22 protein-coding genes are annotated in these 21,202 nt (G+C 71.3%); 9 read left to right on the forward strand and 13 right to left on the reverse strand.

Going from position 1 to position 21,202, the window contains the following annotated elements; genetic code table 11:
• Nucleotides 1-332: 332 nt before the first annotated feature.
• Nucleotides 333-911: a peptidoglycan-binding domain-containing protein gene (locus ACTMTU_RS01160; protein WP_441261506.1), complete on the reverse strand. Its 579-nt coding sequence runs from the start codon at nucleotides 909-911 to the stop codon at nucleotides 333-335.
• A 319-nt stretch (nucleotides 912-1,230) separates the two neighbouring features.
• Entirely contained in the window at nucleotides 1,231-1,602 is a 372-nt protein-coding gene (locus ACTMTU_RS01165) for a winged helix-turn-helix transcriptional regulator (protein WP_441261507.1), read from the reverse strand.
• An 85-nt stretch (nucleotides 1,603-1,687) separates the two neighbouring features.
• Between ACTMTU_RS01165 and ACTMTU_RS01170 the strand changes: the two genes are divergently transcribed.
• The gene (locus tag ACTMTU_RS01170) at nucleotides 1,688-2,596 is read left to right on the forward strand and encodes an NAD(P)-dependent oxidoreductase (RefSeq protein ID WP_441261508.1); all 909 of its coding nucleotides are present in this window, start codon (nucleotides 1,688-1,690) and stop codon (nucleotides 2,594-2,596) included.
• 173 nt (nucleotides 2,597-2,769) lie between these two features.
• Nucleotides 2,770-3,693 (forward strand): hypothetical protein, encoded by a 924-nt coding sequence (locus ACTMTU_RS01175; protein ID WP_441261509.1) that lies wholly within the window; start codon nucleotides 2,770-2,772, stop codon nucleotides 3,691-3,693.
• 115 nt (nucleotides 3,694-3,808) lie between these two features.
• Here the strand turns inward: ACTMTU_RS01175 and ACTMTU_RS01180 are convergent, their stop codons facing one another.
• The 3 genes from ACTMTU_RS01180 to ACTMTU_RS01190 all read right to left on the reverse strand — a co-directional run bounded on the left by ACTMTU_RS01180 (nucleotide 3,809) and on the right by ACTMTU_RS01190 (nucleotide 6,299).
• Nucleotides 3,809-5,035, reverse strand: a complete 1,227-nt coding sequence (locus tag ACTMTU_RS01180) for an NAD(P)/FAD-dependent oxidoreductase (protein WP_441261510.1) — start codon at nucleotides 5,033-5,035, stop codon at nucleotides 3,809-3,811.
• Nucleotides 5,036-5,411: 376 nt separating this feature from the next.
• On the reverse strand, nucleotides 5,412-5,810 hold the full coding sequence (locus ACTMTU_RS01185) for a DUF4440 domain-containing protein (RefSeq protein ID WP_441261511.1): 399 nt from the start codon (nucleotides 5,808-5,810) through the stop codon (nucleotides 5,412-5,414).
• 162 nt (nucleotides 5,811-5,972) lie between these two features.
• Nucleotides 5,973-6,299 carry a GYD domain-containing protein gene (locus ACTMTU_RS01190; protein WP_441261512.1) on the reverse strand — a complete coding sequence of 109 codons (327 nt, stop codon included), beginning with the start codon at nucleotides 6,297-6,299 and terminating at the stop codon, nucleotides 5,973-5,975.
• 305 nt (nucleotides 6,300-6,604) lie between these two features.
• Here ACTMTU_RS01190 and ACTMTU_RS01195 point away from each other — a divergent pair, with 305 nt between their 5' ends.
• Nucleotides 6,605-6,832: a DUF5133 domain-containing protein gene (locus ACTMTU_RS01195; protein ID WP_441261513.1), complete on the forward strand. Its 228-nt coding sequence runs from the start codon at nucleotides 6,605-6,607 to the stop codon at nucleotides 6,830-6,832.
• A gap of 52 nt (nucleotides 6,833-6,884) precedes the next feature.
• Nucleotides 6,885-7,286, forward strand: coding sequence for a DUF3662 domain-containing protein (locus ACTMTU_RS01200; protein ID WP_441261514.1), 402 nt, complete (start codon nucleotides 6,885-6,887; stop codon nucleotides 7,284-7,286).
• 54 nt (nucleotides 7,287-7,340) lie between these two features.
• Here the strand turns inward: ACTMTU_RS01200 and ACTMTU_RS01205 are convergent, their stop codons facing one another.
• Nucleotides 7,341-8,456, reverse strand: coding sequence for an AI-2E family transporter (locus ACTMTU_RS01205; RefSeq protein WP_441261515.1), 1,116 nt, complete (start codon nucleotides 8,454-8,456; stop codon nucleotides 7,341-7,343).
• A 249-nt stretch (nucleotides 8,457-8,705) separates the two neighbouring features.
• Between ACTMTU_RS01205 and ACTMTU_RS01210 the strand changes: the two genes are divergently transcribed.
• The gene (locus tag ACTMTU_RS01210) at nucleotides 8,706-9,047 is read left to right on the forward strand and encodes a hypothetical protein (RefSeq protein WP_441261516.1); all 342 of its coding nucleotides are present in this window, start codon (nucleotides 8,706-8,708) and stop codon (nucleotides 9,045-9,047) included.
• A 246-nt stretch (nucleotides 9,048-9,293) separates the two neighbouring features.
• On the opposite strand, the gene ACTMTU_RS01215 is transcribed toward ACTMTU_RS01210, so the two are convergent.
• Together ACTMTU_RS01215 and ACTMTU_RS01220 are read right to left on the reverse strand one after the other, a co-directional pair.
• On the reverse strand, nucleotides 9,294-10,619 hold the full coding sequence (locus tag ACTMTU_RS01215; protein WP_441261517.1) for an MFS transporter: 1,326 nt from the start codon (nucleotides 10,617-10,619) through the stop codon (nucleotides 9,294-9,296).
• Nucleotides 10,620-10,718: 99 nt separating this feature from the next.
• Nucleotides 10,719-11,798: a saccharopine dehydrogenase family protein gene (locus ACTMTU_RS01220; RefSeq protein WP_441261518.1), complete on the reverse strand. Its 1,080-nt coding sequence runs from the start codon at nucleotides 11,796-11,798 to the stop codon at nucleotides 10,719-10,721.
• 101 nt (nucleotides 11,799-11,899) lie between these two features.
• Between ACTMTU_RS01220 and ACTMTU_RS01225 the strand changes: the two genes are divergently transcribed.
• On the forward strand, nucleotides 11,900-12,844 hold the full coding sequence (locus ACTMTU_RS01225) for a helix-turn-helix domain-containing protein (RefSeq protein ID WP_441261519.1): 945 nt from the start codon (nucleotides 11,900-11,902) through the stop codon (nucleotides 12,842-12,844).
• A 242-nt stretch (nucleotides 12,845-13,086) separates the two neighbouring features.
• Nucleotides 13,087-13,731, forward strand: coding sequence for a hypothetical protein (locus ACTMTU_RS01230; protein ID WP_441261520.1), 645 nt, complete (start codon nucleotides 13,087-13,089; stop codon nucleotides 13,729-13,731).
• A gap of 304 nt (nucleotides 13,732-14,035) precedes the next feature.
• Here the strand turns inward: ACTMTU_RS01230 and ACTMTU_RS01235 are convergent, their stop codons facing one another.
• Nucleotides 14,036-14,467: a nucleoside deaminase gene (locus ACTMTU_RS01235; protein WP_441261521.1), complete on the reverse strand. Its 432-nt coding sequence runs from the start codon at nucleotides 14,465-14,467 to the stop codon at nucleotides 14,036-14,038.
• On the reverse strand, nucleotides 14,464-15,282 hold the full coding sequence (locus ACTMTU_RS01240; protein WP_441261522.1) for an LLM class flavin-dependent oxidoreductase: 819 nt from the start codon (nucleotides 15,280-15,282) through the stop codon (nucleotides 14,464-14,466). Before ACTMTU_RS01240 ends, ACTMTU_RS01235 begins: the two co-directional genes overlap by 4 nt.
• 93 nt (nucleotides 15,283-15,375) lie before the next feature.
• Here ACTMTU_RS01240 and ACTMTU_RS01245 point away from each other — a divergent pair, with 93 nt between their 5' ends.
• Nucleotides 15,376-15,822, forward strand: coding sequence for an Lrp/AsnC family transcriptional regulator (locus ACTMTU_RS01245; protein WP_441261523.1), 447 nt, complete (start codon nucleotides 15,376-15,378; stop codon nucleotides 15,820-15,822).
• Between the two features lie 164 nt (nucleotides 15,823-15,986).
• Here ACTMTU_RS01245 and ACTMTU_RS01250 read toward each other — a convergent pair whose 3' ends face one another.
• Nucleotides 15,987-16,463 carry a hypothetical protein gene (locus ACTMTU_RS01250; protein WP_441261524.1) on the reverse strand — a complete coding sequence of 159 codons (477 nt, stop codon included), beginning with the start codon at nucleotides 16,461-16,463 and terminating at the stop codon, nucleotides 15,987-15,989.
• Nucleotides 16,464-16,864: 401 nt separating this feature from the next.
• On the opposite strand from ACTMTU_RS01250, the gene ACTMTU_RS01255 reads away from it, so the two are divergent.
• A complete protein-coding gene (locus ACTMTU_RS01255; RefSeq protein ID WP_441261525.1) occupies nucleotides 16,865-18,280 on the forward strand; it encodes an amidase in 1,416 nt (471 codons plus the stop codon).
• A gap of 392 nt (nucleotides 18,281-18,672) precedes the next feature.
• Here the strand turns inward: ACTMTU_RS01255 and ACTMTU_RS01260 are convergent, their stop codons facing one another.
• Together ACTMTU_RS01260 and ACTMTU_RS01265 are read right to left on the reverse strand one after the other, a co-directional pair.
• Entirely contained in the window at nucleotides 18,673-19,515 is an 843-nt protein-coding gene (locus ACTMTU_RS01260; RefSeq protein WP_441261526.1) for an alpha/beta fold hydrolase, read from the reverse strand.
• Nucleotides 19,516-19,853: 338 nt separating this feature from the next.
• Nucleotides 19,854-21,167 carry a hypothetical protein gene (locus ACTMTU_RS01265; protein ID WP_441261527.1) on the reverse strand — a complete coding sequence of 438 codons (1,314 nt, stop codon included), beginning with the start codon at nucleotides 21,165-21,167 and terminating at the stop codon, nucleotides 19,854-19,856.
• Between the last annotated feature and the right edge of the window lie 35 nt (nucleotides 21,168-21,202).

Consider the following 21,202-nt stretch of genomic DNA (forward strand, 5'->3'; position numbering starts at 1 on the left):
GCACCCGGTCCCGCCTGCGCGCGTTCGAGACGGCGTGCCTCGGCGCGGCGGTCGGGAGCCGGCGGCGGGCGACGTGCAGCAGCACCGCCGCCGCGTCGCGGTGCAGCGCCACGGTGCGGGCGGCACCGGAGACCGGGAACACGGCGACCACCCCGGCGTCTATGCGCCATCCGTTCGCGGACGTCGCACCGCGCCACCCGGGGGCGGGGCGCGGCGTGGGCGGGGCCGCCCACGCCGACGGCGGTCAGGGCGCGGCGCCGGCGAGGCCGGTTGGAGGCCGAGCTGCCGGCGGGTCTTGTCCATGGTGGCTTCCCCTCCGGTCGGTCGTTCGGTCAGAGAGTGGTCAGCGAGTTGAACTCGATGCGCAGGCCGCCCATCGACTTCACGTGGTCGTACCGGTAGACCTCGACGAGCTTGTAGGCACCGTCGTCCTGAGCAATGTTGGGATCGCCGCGGTGGAAGGTCACCGCGCCCGACTGGTAACTGGCGGTATAGCTGACGCGTGAACTGGACAGCCATCTCAGCCGGTCGTCGGCCTTGCTCCAGGTGGCGTCGCCGACCATGCCGTCGGCGGTGAGGCCGTAGCGCCGCTGCCAGGCCTTCGTGGCGTCCCTGGTCGCAGGCCCGAACTGCCCGTCGATCTCGCTCAGGGTGAGGAAGTCCTCCGCGGCCAGGATGCTCTGCCAGAGGACGACGACGTCGGTGTTCGAGGAGTTGCCGCAGCCGTAGCAGAGCGAGTTGCCGAGTTCACCGGCCTGCTCACCGAAGTCGTCGGTGAGGGCGCCGGCGCCGTCCACGAACGAGCTGGAGTAGGCACCCGAGTTCTTCGAAACCGCCGCATGCGCGGGGATGGCAGCGAGGGCGGTCGCCAGCCCGGACAGCACGGCGGCCGCGGCGAGGATCTTGCGCATGGTGGATCGCTCCTTGGTGTCGTGTCGACGCCGTGGCGGTCGCATGACCCGGCGTCGGCACGATCGTGCGCAAGTGACCGTGCAGCAATCTTGCAGGCAGCTGGAAACCGCTGGTCAACGATGGATTCCGGACCTGCGGAGGTGACCCGGTACGGAGGCGGGGTGCCGGGGCGGCGTTCACCCGGCGGAGCTGGAAGCGCCTGCACTCACGGCACCTCGCGGCAGCCGGAACCGGCGCCCGGGTGCTCAAAGCCCCGACGGGCCACGGCAGTTGAGGCGGCGCCTGGCCCGACGGATCAGATGCCCCGAAGGAAATGGCCTAGCGGTGCGAGGTCGCGGCCACGTCGACCACTTCGATGGCCTCGCGGCGGATGCGCTCGGTCCCCCACGCGCCCAGCGGCCCGAGCGCTTGATTGAGGGTGCGCCCGTGTTCGGTCAGGGAGTACTCCACCCGCGGCGGCACCTCGGCGTAGACCTCCCGGTGCACGAGGCCGTCGGCCTCCATCTCGCGAAGATGCTGGGTCAGCATCTTCTCGCTCACTCCCGGCAGACCGCGACGGAGCTCGGCGAAGCGGCGTACACGATGGGTGTCGAGCTCCCAGAGGATCAGCCCCTTCCACTTGCCGCTCACCACGTCGAGCGCGGCGTCGACGCCGCAGATGTAAGGCCCGCACCTCGGCGCCTTGGCCATCACTGATCGCCCCTTACAAGAAGGTAAGTACCGCAGTAAATAGTGGGTACTACCGAGAATAGTGGCACTCTCCGAGCATGGAGGGGTGAACGAACGACAGAACCTCGAGACCACGCAAGGCAGCGCCGTCACCGTCATCGGGCTGGGCCCGATGGGACAGGCCATGACCCGGACCCTCCTCGCCCGTGGCCACCAGGTCACCGTCTGGAACCGCACGGCCGCCCGCGCCGACGGCGTCGTCGCCGACGGAGCGACGCTCGCGGCGACACCCCGCCAGGCGGTCGGAGCGAGCGACCTGGTCATCCTCAGCCTCACCGACTACCGGGCGATGTACGACATCCTCGCCGACGCCTCCGGATCGCTCGCCGGCCGGACGCTCGTCAACCTGAGCTCCGACACTCCCGACCGCAGCCGCGAGGCAGCGACCTGGGCGGCAGGCCACGACGCCGCCTTCCTCACCGGCGGCGTCATGACGCCGGCACCCATGGTCGGCACAGAGGCGGCCTACATCTACTACAGCGGCCCCGACGAGGTGATGAACCGTCACCTGGCGGCGTTGTCACCGCTCGGTACACCCAAGTATCTCGGGCAAGACCCGGGCCTCGCCCAGATGATGTACCAAGCCCACCTCGCGGTGTTCCTCACCACCCTGTCCGGACTGATGCACGCCACCGCGATGCTGGGCCATGCGGGGATGAAGGCCCAGGAAGCGCTGCCGGAGCTGCTCACCCTCACGGACTCGACCGGCGACATGCTGAGGGCCGGCGAAGGAAGCCCGGGCGCCGCACTGGATGCCGGAGAGCACCCCGGCGACCTCAGCACCGTCACCATGATGGGCGCGACGTCCGACCACATCGTCGAGACCAGCACGTCCCTCGGCCTCGACCTCGCCCTCCCGCTGGCCGTGCAGGCCCACTACCGGCGCGCGATCGAGGACGGGAACGGCGGCGACAACTGGACGCGCATCATCGACGGCATCCGAGCACCGCGCTGAACCGACCGCGGCGGATCTCGGAGTGGGTCCCGTAACAGCCGGCCCGCTGCGCGAGGTTGCGCATCGGGTTCGCAGGTGAACGGGTACCGCTCCCTCGGCCGACCCGGCACCGCGCAGGACCGCGCCGGGCCGGCCAGGGAACCGCGGCCCGCCGATCCGGCGTGATCACGAGAATGGCAGGGACGAAGGAAGCGGGGCGCCGAGCCGCCCATCTGGCAGCCGTCTGGATCACCGGAGGCGTTCTGACGGCTGTGCAGTTGCGGGTGGTGCTCATCGCCCTCTTCGTCGACGGGACGACTGTCCGCGGCGGCCTCCTCGCCCTGGGGGCCGTTCTGGGGCTGGGGGCGCTCGCGGGTGTCGCGAGCGCCGCCCGCACGATCGTTCCGCTCGCCCATCGGCGACGCGGCCGGTGGACATGGACGGTGACCGTCTACGTGTCCGGCACGGCCGGCGCGTCCGTGGCCGCCGTGGTGAACTTCGAGATCGACCGCCTCGAGAATGCCCTTCCGCTCTACGCCGCCGGAGGCTCCTGCTACGCGCTCGCGGCCGCGCTGTTCCTCCCCGGCGCCCGGATCAAACTGGGCTCGCTCGGGGCGGCGGCCGTTCTCGTCGGCGGCGGAGCGTACGCCTACCGGGACGCCTCGCAGCCGCCGACTCTCGACGAGCATCTCGCCGCCAACGGCGTGGACCGCGGCCTGCTACGCGTGGGCGATCCGCCGTCGGGCTACACGCTGCGAGCCCTGGGCGCGGGCGCGGACACCTTCGGTGCCGAGTACGAGAGGCCCCAATCGGTACGACTGCATCTCGGCGTGGAACGCGCCGGACACGACACCCGCCGCGCCGACGCGCGCGGCTGCCCCGTTCCCTTCGGTGACCCGATCCACTGCGTGGACGACGGCGAAGGCCGCCAACTGCTCACGTACGAAGGCGGTTACGAGCACCAGGAACTGCGGTTGCGCCGCGACGGCCTCGTCTGCACCGTGACAGTGCAAGGCCGTCACACGGACCTCTCGGCGGCCCGCCACATCCTGTCGACACTCAGGCCGGCCACCGACGCCGAACTCACCGGCCTACTGGGCCTCCCGACACGGCGCTGATCCCCGGCACGAACGCGGCTGCGCCTTTGCGTAGCCGGCGCGTGCGGGTGGCGCGGGTGAGATCGCGTCCCTCGGGGCGGCTTTGTCCGGTGCCCCGCCCGGTTTGGGAGCACGGTCAGCGGGCCGTACGTTCTCCGGCCACTCGGGCAGGCTCGGTCGCCGGCGCCTCTCCTTGCCCGGCCGCCAGCAGTTCCCGGCGCTTGGAGCCTCCTGACACGCGGTGCAAGCCGTACGAACCGGGCTTGTGCGCCTCGTCGGCCAGGTGCTTGACGACGCCCTTGCACACGAACTCCTTGAGCTTCGCGCCAGGGCGACCGTCGATGTGGAACCACACCGCGACGTCGTACCTGTGGGCGAACTGGAAGATGCCGGCGCGTCGGCCCAGGCTGATGCACTGGCCTGCGAACGCCTGGTTGAGGTGCGACGGCTGCTCCCCGGCGATCCTGCTGAGCACCGTGTCCGCGGCCCGCGCGCCCAGCGGCATCGCGGCCTGGCAGCTCATCCGCAGCGGCAGGTCCGACGGCGCCGCCGAGTCGCCGGCCGCGACGATGCGCACGTCGTCCACGCTGGTCAACGTCTCGTCCGTGAGGAGGCGGCCCACTGAGTCGGTGCTCAGCCCGCTGCGTGCGGCCAGGTCCGGCACGCCGAATCCGGCGGTCCAGATGGTCACGTCGCTCGGCAGCTCGCGGCCGTCACCGAGCCCCACGGCATCGCGGGTCACCGCCGTCACCGACGTGCCGGGACCGTCGACCACGGTCACACCGAGTTCGGCCAGCCGCTCGGTCACCGAGCGCCGCCCCCGAGGATGCAGGTACGGGCCGAGCACCCCGCCGCACACCAGGGTCACGCTGCGGCCCTCCTCCGCCAGCTCGGCCGCCGTCTCGATGCCGCTCGGACCGGCTCCGACCACCGTCACCACGGCCGACGCAGGCGCCTTTTCGAGGACTGGCCGCAGCCGCTGCGCCTCCTCCAGGCTCGCGAGCGGGTAGGCGAACTCGGCCGCTCCGGGCACACTCGGGTCGGCGCTGCCGCTGCCCACCGCGTAGATCAGGTAGTCGTAGCCGACCGAGCCGCCGCCCGTCAGCGTCACGCTGCGCCCGGCGGCGTCGATCCGTGCCACGGTGTCGACGACCAGCCGGACGCCCTCGGCCAGAACGTCTCGGTACTCGACGACCGCCTCGTGGGACCCGCCCACCAGCTGGTGCAGGCGGATCCGCTCGACGAAGGTCGGACGCGGGTTGATCAGGGTCACTGTCACGTCCCCGCGCTGCCTCAGGCGATTGGCGGCCATGACGCCGGAGTATCCGCCGCCGATCACGACCACTTCGGTGTTGCCGGTCATGGTGTCTCCTTGGTTGTCGAGGGGTTCGGCCTCAAGACACCAGCCGGTCGATCGCTGTGACAGCGTGTGCGACAGATCACTCCGCAGGCGGGGGCTCGTGCGGGGGTACGGGTCCTCTGCGTGGACGAGAAGCCGCAGAGCCAGGCCCGGTTCCGGTCACAGCCGGTTGCCGATCACGCCCGGGGTGCACCAACGCCGCAGTTGCGACCATGTGCGCTCGGGCGCATCGCCGCTCTTCGCCCGCGCTGGACGCTGGACATGGCGGCCTGCGAACCACCGGCTCACGACATCGACGGCACCGCTCGGTGGAGTTCCCGGGCATTCCCGCAGGCGTCCCGACGCCCTGCTCGGCAGCCGCAGCCGACCGCTCCTGCGGTCACGGCTGGTCGTACCAGGCAAACGCCGTGATCCGCCAGCCCTCCGAGGTGCGGACGAACTGCATGGTCTTGGTCCCGCCTCCCTCGAACGGCTCACCGTCCAAGATCCCGGACTTGCGGTACTCGCCGAACCGCGACGCGATATCGCCCGCGATCTCAGTTTTTTCGGAGGTCTCCCACTCGGAGAACTCGACCAGCCGACCGTCGGTCAGCAACCGCCGGCGAGGCTCGATGAACTCGTCCACGGTGTAGACCGTGAGCTCCGGGCCGGTCTTGACGATCACGCCACCCGGAAGTACCAGCCGGCGGATCCGGGCCACGTCGGCGGTCTTGCCGCCCCGGTTGTCGAAGGCATCGAAGAACTCGGCCGTCACAGCGTCTATCTCGATCTTGGACATGGCGCGACATTAACAGCGAGGGGGCACCGGACATCGTCGGTTTCGACAGGCTGCGGTACGTCGTCGAGCAGACCGTCGTGCACGAGTCCATGCACCCTGCTTCCCTCGGCCGAGGGAATGGCAACGGCCCGTCCCCACCGAGGCCCAGGACCAGCGCACGCTCTAGGCGCCGGGCGCCTTGTAGCGCACGTTCGCGGCCTTGCGCAGGGCGTCCATCGTTTCGTCGACCGTCAGGAGGACGGTCGTCTCCAGTGAACTGAGCGCTCCGCCGCCGGTGATCGCCAGGGCGACTGCTGCCATGGACACGTTGTCGGGGGCTTCCCACAGGGTGTAGCCGTCGTGCTTGCCGAAGGCGTACCAGAATCCGTGGAGCTTTCCCCCGACCGATTCGATGTACGCCTGAGCGGCCCCTCTGCGGTCCTCCGGGTTGCCGATCATCCTGGCCCAGCTCTCCGGCGTGTAACTGAATCTCGACAGATAGAGCGGCATGGTCTCTCCCTCTCGTCGCCGGTCCGGGCGAGGTGCGGACGGGCGTCGAACATTAACCGGCGGCGCCGGCCGGGAAAGGGTGCCGCGCGACCCGTGCCAGGTGATTCCCCCGATAGGCCCGGCAGCCTTTCGCGGGGTTCCTCAGCCGCAATCGCGGGCTGCCTCCGTCGGGCAGGACCGGGTGAAGCTCCTCACTGATTTCACTGATTCCGAGCTACTTCTGGGGCATGAGTGGCGGAAGGGAGGGAAAGCGCTCCCCACGAAGCTCCCAGTGCCCCCAAGGGCAGCAACGGAAGGAGACGACTGTGTTGATGGCCCACCCCGTCATCCTTGGAAACCTGGTCGAGCAGTACGAGACGCTGAAGGTCCTGCACGCCGAGAACGGCAGCGCCGAGAGCCGGCAGCGTATGGACGACATCGCCTACACCCTGTGCGTCTCCACCGGCACCGGGGACATCGACGCGGCATTGATCGCAGCCCGCCACCGGCTGCCCGGCGCCCGGCCCGAGGACGATTCTCTGCTCACGGCCTGAACGACCGCATCGGGCAGGCGTGACGGCGCGTCCTCGGGCAAGAAGAACGGCCATGGGAACGCTGAGCCGATGGGAACTTGCCCTCGAGCGCAAGCAGGGCGCGCTGCTGGCCAAGATGTTCCACAGGGAGCCCGTGGAACTGCTCGACGCCCTGCGGCGCGAATGCGACGACCACGCCGTGGTCTGCAGCGAAAGCCGTGTCGTGGTGCCGAACGCCTACGAGATCGAACTCGCCGACAGCGTCCACAGAGAACTCGCCCGCAGGGAAGAGGAACTGGGCCAGGCGCTGATCGACACACTCGCCCGTCACGGTGAGGAGAAGGGCTACGAATGGGCCGGCCCGCTCACGGTGCACATCACCGACACCGCCTCCGCGCATCTGCCCAACGGGCGCTACCGGGTCTCCAGCACCCCTGCGCCGCAGGTCCGCGCGGACTCGTTCCCGCCGCACTGAACTGCCGCCCCCGTCAGGGCCCGTCGTGGCTCACGGTCCGCTCGTGCGTGGCTGTTACGACGGGACGGCGGCAGCGGTGTGCGGCTCGTCGGTCTCCGGCTCCCGGGGCGGGTCGCTGAGCTGCTCGCGTATGTAGTTCCAGACGACCGCGATCAGCGCGGCGACCGGTACGGCGAGCAGGCTGCCCACGATGCCGGCCAGGCTGCCGCCCAGCGTCACCGCCAGAAGGATCACGGCCGCGTGGAGCCCCAGCCCGCGGCTCTGGATCATGGGCTGGAAGACGTTGCCCTCGAGCTGCTGCACCACCACGATGACGGCCAGCACCATCAGCGCGTCCGTCAGGCCGTTGGAGACCAGTGCGATGAGTACGGCGACGAAACCGGCGAACAGGGCGCCGATGATCGGCACGAACGCGGAGACGAAGGTCAGCACCGCGAGCGGGAGCACCAGCGGTACGCCGAGAATCCACAGGCCGAGGCCGATCAGGACGGCGTCGAGCAGACCGACGGCCGCCTGGGAACGTACGAACGAGCCCAGGGTCTCCCAGCCGCGCTCCGCCACGGTCGGGACGTCGGTGGCGAGCCGGCCGGGCAACTGACGGGCGAGCCACGGCAGGAAGCGCGGGCCGTCCTTGAGGAAGAAGAACATCAGGAAGAGCGCCAGGACGGCCGTGACCACGCCGTTGACCACGGTGCCCACTCCGGTGACCACGGCGGAGACCATGCTGCCGACGCCTTCCTGGGCGCGGGCCACCGCGCTGTCGAAGGCCTGGTTGATCTGGACGTCGCCGATGTTCAGCGGCGGCCCGGCGGCCCATCCGCGCAGCTTCTGGATGCCTTCGACCACGCCGTCGGTCAGCTCGCCGGACTGGGACGCCACCGGCACCGCGATCAGTGCCACGACGCCTGCGGCGACCGCGAGGAACAGTACGGTCACCGTCGACGCGGCCAGGGCGGGAGGCCAGCCGTGCCGGCGCAGGAAACGGGTCAGGGGCCACGTGAGCGTCGTGAGGAGCAGGCCGACTATGAGCGGCCACACGACCGACCACATCCGGCCGAGTACCCACAGGGCCACCGCGGTCGCCACGAGGACGAGCAGCAACTCGACGGAGATACGCGCCGACGTCTTGAGCGCGGCGCGGGTTCTCGTGGAACTCAACGTGACAGACATGGGATCACCCTATTGGCACTTGCTTCCCGCTTCGTCATCGCGGCTGTTCCGGGGACGGTGGGCGACGGTCCGACAGCGCGCACGGGACAGGGTGCCCGGCCCCCCTTCTCCGCCGAGCTGTGTGGGCGGTGCTCTCCGACACTTGTACGGTGGCCGCGGTGCGGCATCGATCACGGAGGGGGCGGCGGTGCTCGGGCGCAACATCCGTCATGCGCAGGGGAGTCGGCGAGCCGCACGGGGGTGCGGCCGGTGACCGGTCACCGCTCGGCGGGCCTGGCGGCAGCCGCCGCGGCATTCGTCGCTTTCTCCGGATACGTCGCCACCGAGCTCATCGAACGCAGTGCCCCACCGGTGAAGCCACCCTCGCCGTACACGGCACCGAAGCCTTCCCCCGACTGCGGCACGCCGGAGCTCGACCCGGTGCACTGTCCCTTCGGGGGCGGCTGCCCCACGCCGGCAGCGACCGTCGCCGCCCCGGCGGCCGGAACGATGCCTGTGCCCGACCCCACGTCGCAACGCCCCGCAGACAGATTCCTGTTGGAGCAGAAGGTATCCAACTGCGTGGAGGACAGGGCCGTCTACGCGGACTGATCCGCGCCTGCACAGGCGCTCGCGGTGCCGCCGAGCCTCATCCGAGGGCCCCCGGTCCGCGGCGCACCCGGGCTTGCCCTGAGGGCCCGTCCACTCCACACGCACGGCACCCGGCACCGCACCCCCGGAGTCCTCCTCGGGCAACCTCCACTTCCGCTGCGCCAACGACGCGTAACGACCGTCGGCATGACGGCACCGTGGCGCTCGACCAGGGTGCCGTGTCCCTGCCCCGGCGGCCGAGCGTGCTCACCGCTCCAGCTTCTTGTGCGCGCTCTCCGGCAGCCGCAGATACACCGCCGACGAGACGAGGCACAGCACCGCGACGTACCAGGGAAACAGGCCCGGACGGTCCAGGTCCTTGAAGAGCGTGCCCACGTACGGGGCGGTGCCGCCGAAGACGGCGACCGTGAGGGAGTACGGGAAGCCGATGCCGGCCGCCCGTACCCGTGCCGGGAACACCTCGGCGTTCACGGCCGCCGAGATCGACGTGAAGCCGGTCAGCAGGACCATGCCCGCGCACTGCACGAGCAGCAGCGACAGGAACGAGCCGTTCACCGCCCGCAGCAGCGGCACGCTCAGCACCGCGAAGCCGACCCCGAAGAACAGCAGCGACGGCTTGCGGCCGAAGCGGTCGGACAGCAGCCCGCCGACCGGCTGGAGCAGGGTGAAGAACGCCAGCGACAGCGTCCCGGCGATCAGGGCGTCCGCCTTGTCGATGTCCGTGTTGAGCTCCGCGTACGTCGGCAGGTACGACGTCCACGTGTAGTACGCGAGCGTGCCGCCGGCCGTGATGCCGCAGATCAGCAGCGACTCGCGAGGATGGTGCCGCAGCGCGTCGAACAGGCGCGGACGCGGGCCCTGTTGCTGCTCCGCGCTCCGCGTCTCGTGGGCGCTGCGCCTGATCCAGAAGCCCACGAGGCTGAGCAGGGCGCCGATCACGAACGGCACGCGCCAGCCCCAGCCGTTCATCTGCCCCTGAGCGAGCACGCTCACCAGCAGGGCTGCGACACCGGACGCGGCGAGCTGCCCGATCGACGTGGAGACGTACTGGAACGACGAGAACAGCCCGCGTCGTCCCGGCCCCGCCGACTCGACCAGGAAGGTGGTCGACGCGGCGAACTCGCCGCCGACGGAGAGGCCTTGCAGCAGCCGCGCCAGGACCAGCACCACGGGCGCGAGGATCCCGGCGGCGGCGTACGTCGGTGTCAGGCCGACCAGCAGGCTGCTGCCGCCCATGAGGAGGATGGTGACCGTGAGCGCCGCGCGCCTGCCGTGCCGGTCGGCGACCGCGCCCATGATCAGCCCGCCCACGGGGCGCATGAAGAATCCGACGGCGAAGACGGCGAACGTCGACAGCAGCGGCACGAGCGAGTTGCCGGAACTCTCGGGGAAGACCTGATCGGCGATGTAGGTGGCGAGGAACGTGTACGCGTACCAGTCGTACCACTCCACCGCGTTGCCGACGGAGGCCGCGAGCAACTGCCGTACGGGGTGCACGGCGGCGGCGGTGGTGACCGTCGGGGCGGGAGCCGTCTGCGGCGGGGGCGTTTCTCGCGGTGGGATCTTGGCCATGGTCACGGCCTCCCCAACTCAGGGCGCCCGCACGCATGGTGCCGCGACGCCGCCGCACGACGTCCACAGACCGGAGTGCGGCGGAGGCCCGCCCTGCTGCTACGGCCCTTCGACGGTGTCGAGGTGCGTGCCCACCGGCCCGCCCGCCGTGGCCGGCAGTTCGACGGAGAGGTGTGCGGACAGTGCGCGGAGGAAGTCGGACGCGTCGAAGATCTCGCCGGCCGAGGCGACGCCGACCGTCCTGGTCCGTCCCGTGAGGATGCGGTCGACCGCTTCCACCGCGAGCGGCGCGGTGACGGCGTAGATGTCCTGGCCCCTCGCCACGGCCCGCCGCTCGTTGCCGCCGGAGCGCACGACGACGTCGACCAGGAAGGTCTGCGCGGACCGCCCGTCCTCGTCGACCGCGGTGGGAGCCGGCGTGTCCGGCGCGGACAGGTCCCGGGCCGCCTCGACGGTCATGTAGGTGCGCACTTCCGGGATGGACAGATGGCTGGGGACGGTGACGACGTCGGCCATCGTGAACTCCCCGATGACCTCCCGGGCGCCCAGCGGGTCGGGGAAGGGCCACTTGAGGGTCGTCGCCTCGTCCCGGCGGTAGTCCAGCCGACCGTTCCGGTAGACGACGCGTGCGCCACCCCGCCGCTGCCGGGAGACCGCACCCGCGTCCCGCGTCCCGCCGGTCGGCTGCCAACTGTTCAGCCCGTACGCGACGTGCGCCTCGTCGGCAGCCGTCCACTCGCCCATCGCCGCGGTGGCCAGCAGGTCACCGAGGGCGCCGAAGAAGGCCATCGCGGGAACGACCACGGCTCCCGCGGCGCGGGCACGGTCCGTGAAGTGCGCGAACGTGTCGACGTTGGCCTCGATCTCGGCCGCCACGTCCACGTAAGGGATCCCGGCCCGCAGCGCCGCCTCGATCACGGGCGCGGCAGTCGTGGCGAAGGGTCCGGCACAGTTGATCACCGCAGTCGTCCCGGCCAGCGCGCGGTCGAGCGCCGCCGGATCGTCGACCGACGCCGCCCTGGCCTCGAGGCCGGGGAAGGACGCCACCAGTGCCTGGAGCTTGCCGGCGTCGCGGCCGGAGAGAACCGGGACGAACCCGCGCTTCCGCAGCTCCGTCACCACGAACCGCCCGGTGTGCCCGTACGCGCCGTACACCGTAACCAACTGTCCCGATCCCATCGGTTCTCTCCTGTGCTCGAGTGATCCACTGAGTACATCCTGGCGGGCAGGGGCGACCGATCGTGAGTGTCTGGAACGACATGACCCGTACAATTCCCGACATGGCTACTGTCGCGCTTGCCGTCACCGACGGAATGCTGCACTTCGAAATGTCCCTGGCGTACGAGGTGTTCGGCGCCGCCCCGGCCGGCGTGACGGTCCCCTGGTACGACGTCACCGTCTGCGGACCGGTCGCCGTGCCGGTCGGCCGGTTCCTGCTCGCGCCCGACTCCGGGCTCGACCGGCTCCGGCACGCCGACACCGTGATCGTCCCCGGCTGGGCCGACGTCGACGAGGACCCGCCCGCCGACCTGGTCGACGCGGTGCGCGCGGCCCACGAGGCGGGCGCGCGTGTGGTCTCCCTCTGCACGGGCGTGTTCGTACTGGCCGCGGCCGGCCTGCTGGACGGGAAGCGCGCGACCACGCACTGGGCACACACCGAGGCTCTGGCCGCCCGTTACCCCCGGCTGGAGGTCGACCCGGACGTCCTCTACGTGGACAACGGCAGCGTGCTCACCTCCGCCGGCAAGGCCGCCGCTCTGGACCTCTGCCTGCACCTCGTGCGCCTCGACCACGGCTCGTCGGTCGCCAACGCCGTCGCCCGCCGCCTGGTCGTACCGCCGCACCGGGCGGGCGGTCAGGCCCAGTTCGTCACAACCCCGGTGCCTGCCCAGGACGACCATCCGCTCGCCTCCCTGCTTCCCTGGATCATCGAACGGCTCGACCAGCCGCTGACCGTGGAGGACCTGGCCCGCCAGGCACGGATGAGCTCGCGCCACCTGGCCCGCCATTTCAGGGCGGCGACCGGCACCACCCCGCTGCAATGGCTGCTGATCCAGCGGATCCGCCACGCCCAGGAACTGCTGGAGAAGACCGACGACAGTGTCGACGCCGTCGCGGCGGCCACCGGCATGGGCACCGCGACGACGCTGCGCCGGCACTTCAACCGTACGGTCGGCGTACCGCCGGACACCTACCGCCGCACCTTCCGCTCACGATCCCGCTGATCGCTCGGGGCCGGTGACGGCTCGAGCGGTGTACGGCCCGGGTGCGGGAGACGCCGGACAGAGGCGAGCGGGGCGTGGAAGACAGCCGGCACGGTCTCGTTGCCGTCGATGGCGCCCTCACCGCCGCGGCTCCGGCCGGTCACGCCAGATGTCGACACAGTGCAGTTGGCGGCACGGCGGCCCAACCGGATGCGCAGCCGGAGGCAGTGCACGCACCCCGGCCACGGTGCCACAATCCGGCCATGGACCAGGGGGAGGCGGCCGTCTGGGCCGCGGGCATCGGCGTCGGGGCAACGCTCGTCATGGCACTGGCGGCCTTGCACACGGGCCGCCGCGCGAACAAGGCCGCCCTCGATGCCGCTCGCGAGGCGGGGAGGGCACAGGTCGAGGCGGCGTTGGCCGGTGTGCGGCTCCAGTTGGACGGGCATCGGGAGGACGCGCTCTGGCTGGCCCGGCGGGATGCGTACGCGCAGTTCCTGAACGGCATCGAGAACGTGCGTATGGCGCTCGTCCACCTGGCCGCTGTAGGGCCCCGGTACTTCGAGGAAGGGCTGGGGCGCGGGAACGCGGTGGGGGAGGGGCTCACTCGTGCGCAGGAGCTGTACCAGGACCTGTTGTTGCGCCACTCCGCTCTGCGTCTGTCCGCGGACGATCCCGAGGTGGCGGACGCGGAGCGGCTGTCCCGTCTGGCCGGCCGACTCCTGGAGGACTTCGACGATTACGCGGGAGCGTTTCCGGCGGGGGATCCCGCTCCGGCGTGGCGGCGGTTCGACGAGGGCCTGCACGAGCTGCGCCACGGGGTCGAGGAATGGGCGCTGAACGCGCGGCGCCGGGTGCAGGAGCAGCGCGGGTCAGGGGCACCGCCGCCCCGGCCGGGCGACGGCTGATCGTCGCGCGGCCGCTCACTTCGTGGTCTTGCAGCTGGTCTCACCGTCGACCTGTTCGACGGCTGACCGGTGGTCGTGAACACGCGACGCCGATCCCGGCCGGTCCGGCGACCGGCGGGGCTCGGCCTCGCCATGAGAAGCACCACGGCCGTGCTGCCCGGGCCGTCCACGGGTGCCGGCTCGTCGTGACCGGCCCGTCCACGGGAGCCGGCTCGATTCCACGGAGCCGACCAGTGGCGCGCTGTTTGCACGGAGTGCGCTGCAGGAGTCGGCCGGGCGCCGCCCAGTACGCCTGCTGACGGTGTCACGACTGGTAGTAGGCGTCGATGGGGGCGCGGGCCTCGGGGAACAGGGCAGGACCGAGCTCAGTGACCGTCGGCCAGGCCCCGGCCGGGTTGAGCTCGATGAGCTGCTCGGTGGAGAGCGCGTAGACGACGCGACCGAGACCGGAGCGGACGATGCCGCCGGCGCACATCCCGCAAGGCTGACAGCTGGTGTACAGGGTGGTGCGCGCGGCCGTGTCCTTGTCGAGTTCCCGGGCGGCCCAGCGGGCGAGCTTCAGTTCCGGGTGGGCGCTGATGTCGTTGTCGCGCTGCACCGTGTTGTGTGCTTCGGCGAGAGTCGCGCCGTCCGGGCCGACCAGCAGGGAGCCGTACGGCGCGTCGCCCAGCGTGACGGCGTGGGCCGCGAGGGCGATCGCCCGCCGCAGGTGCACCGCGTCGGCGGGAGAGATCATGATGGTGTCCTCCAGTGTGTGGCCACGGCCGTGAGTGCCTGCCAGGCCACATGGGGCCGGCGGGTCTCCTCCGGATCTCCGTCGTAGGGGTCGAGCACGACGGTGTCGGCGCCGAGCCGTCGCAACTCGTCGAGATCTTCGAGGACCTGCTCGATGGTTCCGACGCCGGCGAGCCGGTCAGGATCGTCGACCGGCGCCGTGGTCAGCCGCAGTGCGATGCGGGGCGTGAACCCCGGCAGCGAGTGGTCCGCCACGGCCGAGCGCAGCCAGGGCATCGTGTTCCTCAGGGGATGCCAGGCGTCGCCGAACCTGACGGCGCGCCGCACGGCGGCCTCGCTGTTGCCGCCGACCCAGATGGGTACCGAGGTGGTGGGGCCGTCGGCTTCCTCACGCCAGGCGTTCCGCAGGGCCGCCAGGTACTCGTCGGTGAGCCTGCCGCGTTCGGCGAACGGCACGCCGAGCGCGTCGAACTCCTGACGTGCCCAGCCGATGCCGACGCCGAGCACGAGCCGCCCGCCGCTGAGCAGGTCGAGGTTGGCTGCCATACGCGCGAGCAGCAGCGGATGCCGGTAGGGCATGACGAGCACGGTCGTGCCCAGGCGCAGTCCGGTGGTGACACCGGCCAGCCAGGACAGGGTGGTGAACGGTTCGTAGAACGGCTCCGGGTACTGCTCGGCCACGTCGGGGGTGACGGCCACGTGGTCCGACATCATGAGGAGGTCGAAGCCGAGCCCCTCGGTGATCCGTGCCCACTCGCGCAGCACGCCGGGATCTGTTCCTGGTCCGAAGTTGGGTACGTTGACGCCCAGTTGCATGACCGGAGGCTATCCCGGCGAACCAGAAACACGGAACGAACTCTTCCTGGTCGTAGCGGCGATCTGCCGTCGATTTCCCGGTAGATTCGCGGCATGACCGCGAACCTCGATGACGTCGACTGGGCGATCATCACCCAGTTGCAGCAGGAAGCACGCATCTCGATCAGCGAGTTGGGCCGACGCGTGAGCCTCAGCCCCTCGGCCACCACGGAACGGGTGCGGCAGTTGGAGGCCCTGGGCGTCATAACCGGCTATCACGCGGTGGTCGACCTGACCAAGGTCGGCTACCCCGTGCTCGCCGTCGTCCGGTTGAAGTACCCGGGCAACCACCACCAGCCGTTGCGCCGGCTGCTCGCCGAGCGGAGGGAGATCCTGGAGTGCCTGCGTACGACGGGTGACGACTGCTACACCCTCAAGGTGGCCGCGACCTCCATGGGCCATCTGGAGACACTCATGGACGAGCTGGCCGGTTTCGGCAGCACGACCACGAGTGTGGTCTACAGCCAGACCCTGCCCTACCGCGGACCGGACCGGCCCTGACCGGCAACCGACCGTCCGGCGCGTACCCGTACGCCGACCTGATACGGGCCACCCTTGCCCACACCGCATGGTGGCTGCTCGCCAACTGAGAAGCCGCGCCTCGCGAGCAAGCCGTCGACGGGTCGCGTGAAGAAGTCGACGGCGAAGACGGCGAGGACCGCGGGTCACCGCGGCTGGAACTCGACCTCCGGACGATCGGCGACGGGGCCGTCGAGCAGGGGGCGTGACATGCCACGCAGATGCATGTCGAAGAAGGCGGCCGTGTAGTCGCGCGTGTGCTGCCATGCGCGCTCCGCCGGGAGCGGCGCGGCGGGATCGGCCAGACCGAGCTGCTCCGCCAGGACCAGCAGATCCGTGAAGGAGAAGTGTTCGGCGCCCGAGACCGTCAGCCAGCGTTTCCAGCCGTCGAGACGGGCCCAGGCCGCCTGCCAGTCGCTCTCGGCGTTGCCGGGGCCGTGGTCGGCTGCGGACCCCATCATCATGAACGGGCGGGCGTCCAGACCCGTCTCGGGAAGACGGGCGAAGAAGTCCCCGTCCGGGTTGACACCGGCGCGCACACGCCGGTCCTGAGCCATGAGCGTGGCGGCGGAGGCACCTCCGACGGAGTGTCCTGCCGCGCCGATCCGCCGGGGGTCGATCATGAGCGCGTACGAAAGGCTACGGTGCCCCTAACGCCCCCTTCCGGTCCGTGCGGGGTAGTGCACCGACACCATGAGTTCCCTGGCGGCCGAAGGCATCCACGGGTCGCTGCGCCGGTGGTCGGTCAGGTGCAGGGTCTGCGTCCCGACGGGGTGGCGGCCCGCGGGGCGGGGGAGCTCGATCCCGGTTTCCGTCGCGATGCCGGCCGAGAGGGCGGCGGGAACGGGGGCGGCCGACGCCGCGCCCCGCGCCAGGACCGCGACCGGCGTTGCTGCCGGGGTGGTGCCCCGGTGGGGTCGGTGCGACCGGATCGTGTGGAGGTCTCGTACCGGCCCTCGTCTGCTACTCGCCGGTAAGGAATGATGCCGGACAACCATCCACGCGTCCACGGGCGGAGCCAGCGGTGACGACTTTCGAGGAACAGACAACGGTGCACGCGTTCCGTGACGATGCTCTCGGGGAGCACGATGCGGTCGGGCTCGCCGAGGCGATCCGGCGTCGGGAGGTCGGCGCCGCCGAGGCCGCCCGTGACGCGGTGGCGCGGGTCAGGGCGATGGAGGCGCGGCTCAACGCCGTCGAGGTGCACATGGACGCCCCCGCACCCGACCGGGAGGCCGGCGGCGTCTTCGCGGGGGTGCCGACCTTCGTCAAGGACAACACCGACTACCGGGGACTGCCCACCGGACACGGCAGCGCCGCGTTCGCTCCGAGGGCCGCTCGCCGGCACGCGCCGTTCACCCGGCAGTTCTTGAGCAGCGGAGTCACCGTGCTGGGCAAGACCCGGTTGCCCGAGTTCGGGTTCAGCCCGACCACGGAGTACGAGGACGCGGAACCCGTCCGCAACCCATGGGGCACCGGCCACTCGGCGGGCGGCTCGTCGGGCGGCAGCGCGGCGCTCGTCGCGGCCGGGGCCGTGCCCGTCGCGCACGCCAACGACGGCGGCGGCTCGATCCGCATTCCCGCTGCCTGCTGCGGACTCGTCGGTCTGAAGCCGACGCGCGGCAGGGTCGTGGCCAATGCGCAGAGCCGCCAACTGCCGCTCGACATCGTGGGCGACGGCATCGTGAGCCGCACGGTGCGGGACTCCGCCGCGTTCCTGGCCGCCGCCGAGACGCACTGGCGAAACCCGAAGCTGCCGCCCGTCGGCCTGGTCGAAGGCCCCTCGGAGCGGCGGCTGCGCATCGGGCTCATGCTCGACTCGCCGAACGGAGTCCGAACCGACGACGCCGGCCGCGCGGCCGTCATGGACACGGCGGCGACGCTCGAGCGGCTCGGCCACACCGTTCAGCCGGTGGAGCCGGCGATCGACCCCCGCTTCACAGAAGACTTCCTCACCTACTGGGGCATGCTGTCGTTCCTGATCGGCGTCACGGGCCGCACCCTCGGCGACGGCTTCGACCGGCGCCGCATGGACGGTCTCAGCCGAGGACTTCGCGAGATGTACGTGAAGAAGTGGTCGAGCACCCCTGGTGTGGTGCGGAGGCTGAGGCGTACGCGGGAGGCGTACGCGGCGGCGTTCCGTGGGGTCGACCTCGTGCTTTCGCCCGTACTCGCCCACACGACGCCGCCGATCGGCCACCTCGCCCCGACCGTCCCCTTCCCGACGCTGATCGAACGGATCCTCGCGTACGTGGCGTTCACCCCGATCAACAACGTCGTCGGCACGCCGTCCATCTCGGTGCCCGCCGCGAGCGTGACAGACGAGGGGCTGCCCATCGGTGTCATGTTCTCCGGCCGCCCCGGCGACGAACGGACCCTCTTGGAGGTCGCGTTCGTCCTGGAGGCCGAGCGTCCCTTCCGGCGTATCCAGGACCTCTGATCTCGGGGGCCGGCGTCTGCGGCACCACAGACGTCACCGTGCCCTCACCTGTCTCACCTCTGTTCCCTGACATGAGGCAGCCCCCGCCCGGCGGGTGAGCGGTGGACGGCCGGTGGACGGTGAACACGCCGACGCGCCACTGCGCCGAGGTCGACCGATTCGGCGGTTCACGGCTGATTCACGTCTCGCGCTCTGCGAGCTGACGGCCGAATGCCCCCGGCATGTCGCAGGAGGAACTGATCAAGCAGACCAGTCCAGCCTGCCCTGGCGGCACAGCTCCGCGATGGGCAGCCAAGCGGTCGCGGGGTGTCCTTGCCCGTTGGGCACCGGCCGAAGAAGTCACGGGGTCCGTGTTCCGGAGAACGAGTGAGGACCCTCCGCTCGAGCCGGGGTCAGCCCAGGAAGCCGGTGACGGCGCGGACGAACCCCTCCGGGGCGTCGTGCCATGGGAAGTGGCCGGCTCCCGGCAGAACGACGGTCTCGGCCCGAGGGAACGCCTCGGCGGCCGCCGCCACCTTGCGCGGCGGTGCGGCGACATCGAACTCGGCTGCCAGCAGCAGAGACCGTCCCTCGAACCCTGCCAGTGCTTCGCGAGTCGCCGCGGGGGTGAAGGCGCCCTCCGCGTCGTACACCGCCGCAGCCTCCCGGTTCCGCTGTTCCGCGCCCGCCGCCCGGTGGGCGCGGGCCGCGGCATCCCACCGTCCGTGGGTGAAGGGGGCAGCAGCCTCCCAATGGGCGTCTGTCGCCCGTCCCTCGGTGATCGCCTGCAGCGCCTCGAAGGCAGCAGGGAACCACTCCTCTTCACGCCGCAGCCGCGCGATCTCCAAGCGGTCCTCGGCGGTGACCCGGCCACCGACGGCCTGGGAGCCGGGCGTCACGAGCACCAGGTCGGAGACACGCTTCGGGTACCGGGCCGTGTAGAGAGTCGCCAACTCCGCCCCGGCCGAGTGTCCGAGGAGACGCATTTGGTCGAGACCGAGGTGCAGGCGCAGCGCCTCGACGTCGTCCACCAACCGGTCACAGCGGTACGAGGCGGGGTCGGTGGCGGCCGCGGACGCGCCCGTCCCGCGCAGGTCGACGCTGACCACCCGGTGGCCGGCCGCTGCGAGGCCCCCGAGGTCGCCGAAGTAGGCGGATGCCCGCATGGGGCCGCCCGGCAGGCAGATCAACGGCGGGCCGTCGCCGGAGACATGGCACGCGAGAACTGTCCCGTCAGGGGCGCGGAAGGTGAGCATGGCCCGACCCTGCCAGCACCTTCCGGGAGGGTCAAACGGCCGCTGCCCTGTGCCGACCGGGCCGTACCGGCAGGGGGTTCCGTACAGCAGGGGTGGCAGGGGCCGGGGGCGCTTCGGTCGCTCCCGACTCTGCCGTGATCGCGCCCGTCCCTGGACTCCGGCCCGCCGTCCGCGGCACCGCCCCCGGGTCAGTCGTGCTCAACGAACCGCTCCAGTGCGTCGGACACGTGGTGCTCGCCGTAGCGGGTCCGGACCGCGTCCAAGTGCCGGGCAACGCGTGATCGGCGCGCCGTGGCGTCGAGGTTCCGCTGTTCCGCGCCCGCCCGGTGGCGTGGGCGTCACCACGGATCGACGGGCAACCGGTCCTCGACATGGTCCTCGCTGTAGCCGAGCCGCTCGGCGATCGCCTCGAAGCGGGCCCGGCGGTCTCCGTCGATCGTGACGTCGCAGGTGCCGAGAGTCTGCAGGAGCAGGCGGAACGCGAGGTCCGGGTCGACGGCTGTGACGCACGCCTCCAGCGCCGGCACGGCGCTGCGGAGCGCCGGGGCTCCGGCGTGCTCCGGGCGGTCCGTCAGTTCCGGGGCGGCCTGCCGGACCTCGCGCAGGACCAGGTCCGCCGACTCCGTCCGGGCGGGCGACACGAGGGGGACGTAGGCGGGGTCCACGTCCTTCAGCCGCTCCTGGCACACCTCGGCGATCTGCTCGAGCCATGTCCGACCGTCGGCGTCGAAGTCGTCGGTGTCGTTCCACCGTCCCGACGCCGCTCGCCACAGCGCGGTCACCGCGTCGTCCGGCAGGGCGGAGCGCGACAGGCGCTGTACGTCCTCCAGAAGCACCGCCGCCTGTGATCCCGGGACGAGCCCGGCGTCGGCATGGGTGACGCGCTCGATGTTCTCGCGCAGCGTCCCTTCGTCACGCCGGCCCGACCCGTAGAAGACGGCCGCGAGGACGGGCAGCCCGAAACGCCCGTACGCGAAGTCGCGCCGGCCGGGGTCGACGGGGGGCCACCTCACGGTCAGCTCCTCGTACACGGCGGACCCCGGGTAGGCCAGGCGGTCGCCGATCGCGAGGAGCCGGTCGTACTGGTCCGCTTCGATCGGAACGGCGTAGGCCTTCGCGGCACGCAGGAACATGCGAAACCCGAGGTCCGCGTCCGCATCACGCACGAGCCGGTGCAGGGCCGCGACGATGCCGGGTACGGCGACCCGGCGCTCGAGACCGGCTGCGGTCAGGTCGATCTCCGCGGTGACGGCACGGCTCAGTTCCTCCTCCGGCACCACCGGCCCGGCTTCCACCCGTGCGCCGCCGTCGAACCCGCCAGGCTCCGCTCCCGGTGCCGGGCACACGCCGGCGACACGGCGCAGCCACGCCCGCATGTCCGTGCCCTCCTCCACCGGGTCGAAGCAGCCGCGCGTGGCGGCCAGCCACACGGTGTGGACGACCGTGTCCGGAAGCCGAGAGTCCAGCAGCAGCCGGGCGTCCCTGCCCAGTTGCTCGTCCTCGTCCTCGGTCGCGGCCCGCCGCGCGAGGGCGAGCACGGTCGGCCCGTCGAGGCGCAGCGTCGAACGGGAGCAGACGGTCCCGGCCAGGCCGCTGAGGCCGAAGTCCGCCTCATGGTCGACGTAGTGGATCGGGCGCGTCCGGTGCGGCATGGGGCCTCCTGATGGGTGCGGGCACCCCTCCGCCC

This window comes from Streptomyces sp. OZ13, assembly GCF_052068155.1.
Classification (GTDB): domain Bacteria; phylum Actinomycetota; class Actinomycetes; order Streptomycetales; family Streptomycetaceae; genus Streptomyces.

Coding starts and splice junctions, on each gene's coding strand:
- ACTMTU_RS01240 (WP_441261522.1), bottom strand. CDS start 15,282: ATGCAACTGGGCGTCAACGTACCCAACTTCGGACCAGGAACAGATCCC.
- ACTMTU_RS01225 (WP_441261519.1), top strand. CDS start 11,900: ATGGCTACTGTCGCGCTTGCCGTCACCGACGGAATGCTGCACTTCGAA.
- ACTMTU_RS01205 (WP_441261515.1), bottom strand. CDS start 8,456: ATGTCTGTCACGTTGAGTTCCACGAGAACCCGCGCCGCGCTCAAGACG.
- ACTMTU_RS01250 (WP_441261524.1), bottom strand. CDS start 16,463: ATGATCGACCCCCGGCGGATCGGCGCGGCAGGACACTCCGTCGGAGGT.
- ACTMTU_RS01185 (WP_441261511.1), bottom strand. CDS start 5,810: ATGTCCAAGATCGAGATAGACGCTGTGACGGCCGAGTTCTTCGATGCC.
- ACTMTU_RS01220 (WP_441261518.1), bottom strand. CDS start 11,798: ATGGGATCGGGACAGTTGGTTACGGTGTACGGCGCGTACGGGCACACC.
- ACTMTU_RS01235 (WP_441261521.1), bottom strand. CDS start 14,467: ATGATCTCTCCCGCCGACGCGGTGCACCTGCGGCGGGCGATCGCCCTC.
- ACTMTU_RS01200 (WP_441261514.1), top strand. CDS start 6,885: ATGGGAACGCTGAGCCGATGGGAACTTGCCCTCGAGCGCAAGCAGGGC.
- ACTMTU_RS01265 (WP_441261527.1), bottom strand. CDS start 21,167: ATGCCGCACCGGACGCGCCCGATCCACTACGTCGACCATGAGGCGGAC.
- ACTMTU_RS01215 (WP_441261517.1), bottom strand. CDS start 10,619: ATGGCCAAGATCCCACCGCGAGAAACGCCCCCGCCGCAGACGGCTCCC.
- ACTMTU_RS01245 (WP_441261523.1), top strand. CDS start 15,376: ATGACCGCGAACCTCGATGACGTCGACTGGGCGATCATCACCCAGTTG.
- ACTMTU_RS01175 (WP_441261509.1), top strand. CDS start 2,770: ATGGCAGGGACGAAGGAAGCGGGGCGCCGAGCCGCCCATCTGGCAGCC.
- ACTMTU_RS01180 (WP_441261510.1), bottom strand. CDS start 5,035: ATGACCGGCAACACCGAAGTGGTCGTGATCGGCGGCGGATACTCCGGC.
- ACTMTU_RS01190 (WP_441261512.1), bottom strand. CDS start 6,299: ATGCCGCTCTATCTGTCGAGATTCAGTTACACGCCGGAGAGCTGGGCC.
- ACTMTU_RS01165 (WP_441261507.1), bottom strand. CDS start 1,602: ATGGCCAAGGCGCCGAGGTGCGGGCCTTACATCTGCGGCGTCGACGCC.
- ACTMTU_RS01160 (WP_441261506.1), bottom strand. CDS start 911: ATGCGCAAGATCCTCGCCGCGGCCGCCGTGCTGTCCGGGCTGGCGACC.
- ACTMTU_RS01230 (WP_441261520.1), top strand. CDS start 13,087: ATGGACCAGGGGGAGGCGGCCGTCTGGGCCGCGGGCATCGGCGTCGGG.
- ACTMTU_RS01260 (WP_441261526.1), bottom strand. CDS start 19,515: ATGCTCACCTTCCGCGCCCCTGACGGGACAGTTCTCGCGTGCCATGTC.